General features: G+C 34.1%; 5 protein-coding genes. All 5 read left to right on the plus strand.

Annotation, left to right across the window (positions count from 1 at the left end; all coding sequences use genetic code 11):
* Window positions 1-228 precede the first annotated feature (228 nt).
* The 5 genes from KI356_RS23675 (at window position 229) to KI356_RS23695 (ending at window position 4,763) form a co-directional block, all read left to right on the plus strand.
* Complete coding sequence (locus KI356_RS23675) at window positions 229-456, plus strand: hypothetical protein (protein WP_128281290.1); 228 nt, start codon at window positions 229-231, stop codon at window positions 454-456.
* Between the two features lie 324 nt (window positions 457-780).
* A complete protein-coding gene (locus tag KI356_RS23680; protein ID WP_002121591.1) occupies window positions 781-1,083 on the plus strand; it encodes a metal-sensing transcriptional repressor in 303 nt (100 codons plus the stop codon).
* A 328-nt stretch (window positions 1,084-1,411) separates the two neighbouring features.
* Entirely contained in the window at window positions 1,412-1,618 is a 207-nt protein-coding gene (gene copZ / locus KI356_RS23685; RefSeq protein ID WP_002121588.1) for a copper chaperone CopZ, read from the plus strand.
* Between the two features lie 95 nt (window positions 1,619-1,713).
* Window positions 1,714-4,131, plus strand: coding sequence for a heavy metal translocating P-type ATPase (locus tag KI356_RS23690; RefSeq protein ID WP_212936640.1), 2,418 nt, complete (start codon window positions 1,714-1,716; stop codon window positions 4,129-4,131).
* Between the two features lie 164 nt (window positions 4,132-4,295).
* Entirely contained in the window at window positions 4,296-4,763 is a 468-nt protein-coding gene (locus KI356_RS23695) for a GNAT family N-acetyltransferase (RefSeq protein WP_128281293.1), read from the plus strand.
* The last annotated feature ends 5 nt before the right edge of the window (window positions 4,764-4,768 follow it).

Genomic DNA, 4,768 nt, shown 5'->3' on the forward strand with positions numbered 1-4,768 from the left:
CCCCATAGCCTTTTAGTTGTGTAAGTAGAATTGTCCTTTTTGAAAGTTTTGTTTCAACTTTTCGTCTAAAGAGACAAAAAGTTGTCACAATTCCGTCACAATTAGCATAAACATAAAATAGACGAAATGAACTTATCCCATAAAAGCTCGACTGATTCAACTAATGATTAGTAGGGCTGAAATAAACACCGATTAAAAGTTCACTTTATTCTCAAGGAGGTAGATCGTATGAAAACTATTCTTGCTATCGCTGGGCTTATTTGGGTTTTATCACATGGCATTCCAATTTATGAAGGAGAGCAAATTCGCAGTGCTCTTAATAAACAATTTAAGGAATATCATATCATTGATCGACAAGATAACGTTGTTACTGTTCGAGTAAATGACTGTTTTCATACGGTAACTGTTGAAGGGACTTCCGTAGTGAATGACACAAAAGTATGTGATCAACAATAACTTTATATATAATAGGAAGAAAAAAGCCTCAATTCAAATATATGAAGATTGGGGCTTTTATTTATCCAGCTATTCGCGGGTTAATAATGAGTGGGAGATGAACAAAGCCCACGTTGATTAAAGTTTCACTTAAATGGTTTTTGGAAAAGGGACAGGGTATAATGATAATTGAGATTGAGAAGCTAATAATTTGTTAAGAATAATCATATAAACATTAGATACTCATATGGGGTATCAATACATAGATATTTAATGCTATAATTGATATACTCAAAAAGACATTTATTTTTATCAGATGAAGAGAAACTTTAAGAAGGTGATAATATGGATCATAAAGAACATGAAGCGGTAACACATAGATCAGATAAAGAAAAAGAGCAAATTATAAATAGATTAAAGCGAATTGAAGGACAAGTCCGTGGTATTCAAAATATGATTGAAAATGATCGCTATTGTGTAGATATTTTAGTGCAGATTTCAGCGATTAATGCAGCGATGAAAAAAGTAGGAATGGGTGTTCTCAAAAATCATACAAGTCATTGTGTTTCAGGTGCTATTAAGGATGGTAATGGTGATGAAGCAATTGAAGAATTAATGACCGTATTTGAACGATTTTCAAAGGCTTAAAAACAAGCTAGTATCTAACTAGCTTGTTTTTTGTTTATTTAAGACCTTTATCGTAAAGCTTAGCGACAGCAAGAAGACTAGGGAATTTCAGAGTGTATGTAATAGTTCGATTGATTAAATTCCTGTCATATACCTATAAGGGGTATATGTATGTTTTGTCGTAAAATGAATGGATTTCTTTCAAAGAATGCTGTGTGGGATAAGAGAAAACAAGGAATTTATAAAAAAATATAAAAGTCATTATATAAAACCATTGATTACCTTAGGGGGGTATGGTAAGATGTAGTTGTGATTAATAAACAATGAAGAAACAAGAGGAGGATTTTAAATGGAACAGTTAACATTAAAAGTTGAAGGTATGTCTTGTGGCCATTGTGTAAATTCTATTGAAAGTAATGTGAAAGAACTAAACGGTGTTGAACAAGTGAAAGTTCAATTAACAGAAGGAACTGTTGAAGTTACTATTGACTCATCAGTCGTAACGTTAAAAGATATCGTTGCTGTAATTGAAGATCAAGGATACGATGTTCAATAATTATTTTTAGATAAGGAAATAAATCGTACTTTAAACGAAGTACGATTTATTTTGCTAATAATTATACCTCGTGAGGGTATATAGAGGTGAGAGACATGAATGAACAAAAAGAGGCCAATTTTCAAATATCAGGAATGACATGTGCCGCATGTGCGAATAGAATTGAAAAAGGTCTGAAAAAAGTAGAAGGTGTTCATGATGCAAACGTAAATTTTGCACTTGAAAAAACAAAAATAATGTACGATCCAGCGAAAACGAATCCGCAACAATTTAAAGAAAAAGTTGAATCGTTAGGATATAGTATTGTAAGTGATAAAGCTGAGTTTACTGTTTCGGGAATGACATGTGCCGCATGTGCGAATAGAGTAGAAAAGCGTTTAAATAAGCTAGAAGGTGTGAATAAAGCGACAGTAAATTTCGCTTTAGAATCAGCTACAGTAGATTTTAATCCTGATGAAATTAGTGTAAATGATATGAAGAGCACGATTACAAAGTTAGGATATAAATTAGAAGTAAAATCAGATGAGAAAGATGGATCAACAGATCATCGATTACAAGAAATTGAGCGACAAAAGAAGAAATTTATCATTTCGTTTATTTTATCATTCCCGTTATTGTGGGCAATGGTGAGTCATTTCTCATTTACATCGTTTATTTATTTACCTGATATGCTAATGAACCCTTGGGTACAGCTAGCTCTTGCAACTCCTGTTCAATTTATCATTGGTGGACAGTTTTATATTGGAGCGTATAAAGCGTTACGTAATAAAAGTGCCAACATGGATGTTCTCGTGGCACTTGGAACGTCGGCCGCTTATTTCTATAGTGTATATTTAAGTATTCAATCTATTGGTTCTTCGGAACATATGACAGATTTATATTTTGAAACGAGTGCGGTACTTATTACATTAATTATTTTAGGTAAATTATTTGAAGCAAAAGCAAAGGGACGTTCATCAGAAGCAATTAAAAAGTTGATGGGTTTACAAGCGAAGACAGCAACAGTTGTGCGAGATGGAACGGAAATGAAAATTTTAATTGAAGAAGTAGTAGCTGACGATATCGTTTATGTAAAGCCTGGTGAAAAAATTCCGGTAGATGGTGAGATTGTAGAAGGAAAATCAGCAATTGATGAATCGATGTTAACGGGGGAAAGTATTCCCGTTGATAAAACAGTTGGGGATGTAGTAATCGGTTCTACAATGAATAAAAATGGATTTTTAAAAGTTAAGGCAACTAAAGTAGGAAGAGACACTGCATTAGCACAAATTATTAAAGTAGTAGAAGAGGCTCAAGGTTCGAAAGCTCCTATTCAAAGGGTAGCGGATCAAATTTCAGGTATTTTCGTACCTGTTGTAGTTGGGATTGCTATTATCACTTTTGTAGTATGGATGGTATTTGTTACACCTGGCGATTTTGGCGGGGCACTTGAGAAAATGATAGCAGTGCTTGTTATCGCTTGTCCATGTGCTTTAGGTCTTGCGACACCTACATCTATTATGGCTGGATCAGGAAGATCAGCTGAGTATGGTATTTTATTTAAAGGTGGAGAGCATTTAGAAGCAACGCACCGATTAGATACGGTTATTCTGGATAAAACGGGTACAGTGACAAATGGAAAACCGGTATTAACAGATGTAATAGTAGTAGATGGATTTGATGAGAAGGAAATATTAAAATTAGTCGGTGCAGCAGAAAAAAATTCTGAACATCCACTTGCAGAAGCGATTGTAGAAGGAATTAAAGAAAAGGGAATTGATATCCCAAGTTCAGAAACGTTTGAAGCAATTCCTGGCTTTGGTATTGAGTCGGTTGTAGAAGGAAAACAATTATTAATTGGTACACGCCGATTAATGAAAAAATTCAATATTGATATTGAAGAAGTTTCTAAATCGATGGAAGAACTAGAACGAGAAGGAAAAACAGCAATGCTTATTGCGATCGATAAGGAATATGCTGGGATTGTTGCCGTTGCAGATACAGTAAAAGATACTTCAAAAGCAGCAATTGCAAGGCTTAAGAAAATGGGTCTCGATGTCGTTATGATTACAGGGGATAATACACAAACTGCTCAGGCGATTGCAGGGCAAGTTGGTATTGATCACGTCATTGCAGAAGTATTACCAGAAGGAAAAGCAGAAGAAGTGAAAAAACTTCAAGCTAGTGGTAAGAAAGTAGCGATGGTTGGAGATGGAATAAATGATGCTCCTGCTCTTGCTACAGCAGACATTGGAATGGCAATTGGAACAGGGACAGATGTAGCAATGGAAGCAGCGGATATTACATTAATCCGTGGTGACTTAAATAGTATTGCCGATGCCATCTTTATGAGTAAAATGACGATTAGAAATATTAAGCAAAATCTATTCTGGGCGTTAGCCTATAACGGCCTAGGAATTCCAATTGCAGCACTTGGTTTCTTAGCTCCTTGGGTTGCAGGTGCAGCGATGGCGTTTAGCTCTGTATCAGTCGTATTAAATGCATTACGATTACAAAGAGTGAAATTAAAATAATAAAAAACTCAATTAATATAGTAATTGAATATGACTTTTTATAAAAAACAATACTTAAAATAAGTATTGTTTTTTGTTCGTATAGAAAATATATAATGAAGTATGAGTATTGAACAGTATAGAGTAGAAAAGTTAAGTGGTAGTTTGAAAAGGAGATTTTTTATATGTTAAAAGATATTATAATTAGAAGATTTCAGAAAGAGGATTTAGAACAAGTATTACAATTGTTCTATGAAACGGTTCATACGGTTAATGCAAAAGATTATAACGAGTTACAGCGACAGGCGTGGGCTCCAGAGCGACTAGATAGAGAGAGATGGCTACAGTCTTTAGAAGAGAATTTTTGTTACGTTGCTGATTATAAAGGTGTGATAGTAGGATTTGGGGATTATAATGATGCTCATTACGTAGATCGCTTATTTACGCATAAAGATTATCAAGGAAAAAGGATAGCTTCATACATACTACAGAAGTTAGAAAAAGAAGCAGTGAACCTAGGGCATAGGGATATATATACAGAGGCGAGTATTACAGCAAAACCTTTCTTTGAAAGTAAAGGTTTTATTTGTATAAAGGAACAAAAGAAACAGCATAATGGTCAGATTTTTATTAATTATGTAATGAAAAAATAGCCTTC

The sequence above is a fragment of the Bacillus hominis genome (assembly GCF_018332515.1).
Lineage (GTDB): Bacteria > Bacillota > Bacilli > Bacillales > Bacillaceae_G > Bacillus_A > Bacillus_A hominis.

Excerpts from the sequence above, each read along its gene's own strand:
- KI356_RS23675 (WP_128281290.1), top strand. The coding sequence starts at position 229 with ATGAAAACTATTCTTGCTATCGCTGGGCTTATTTGGGTTTTATCACAT.
- KI356_RS23680 (WP_002121591.1), top strand. The coding sequence starts at position 781 with ATGGATCATAAAGAACATGAAGCGGTAACACATAGATCAGATAAAGAA.
- copZ (WP_002121588.1), top strand. The coding sequence starts at position 1,412 with ATGGAACAGTTAACATTAAAAGTTGAAGGTATGTCTTGTGGCCATTGT.
- KI356_RS23690 (WP_212936640.1), top strand. The coding sequence starts at position 1,714 with ATGAATGAACAAAAAGAGGCCAATTTTCAAATATCAGGAATGACATGT.
- KI356_RS23695 (WP_128281293.1), top strand. The coding sequence starts at position 4,296 with ATGTTAAAAGATATTATAATTAGAAGATTTCAGAAAGAGGATTTAGAA.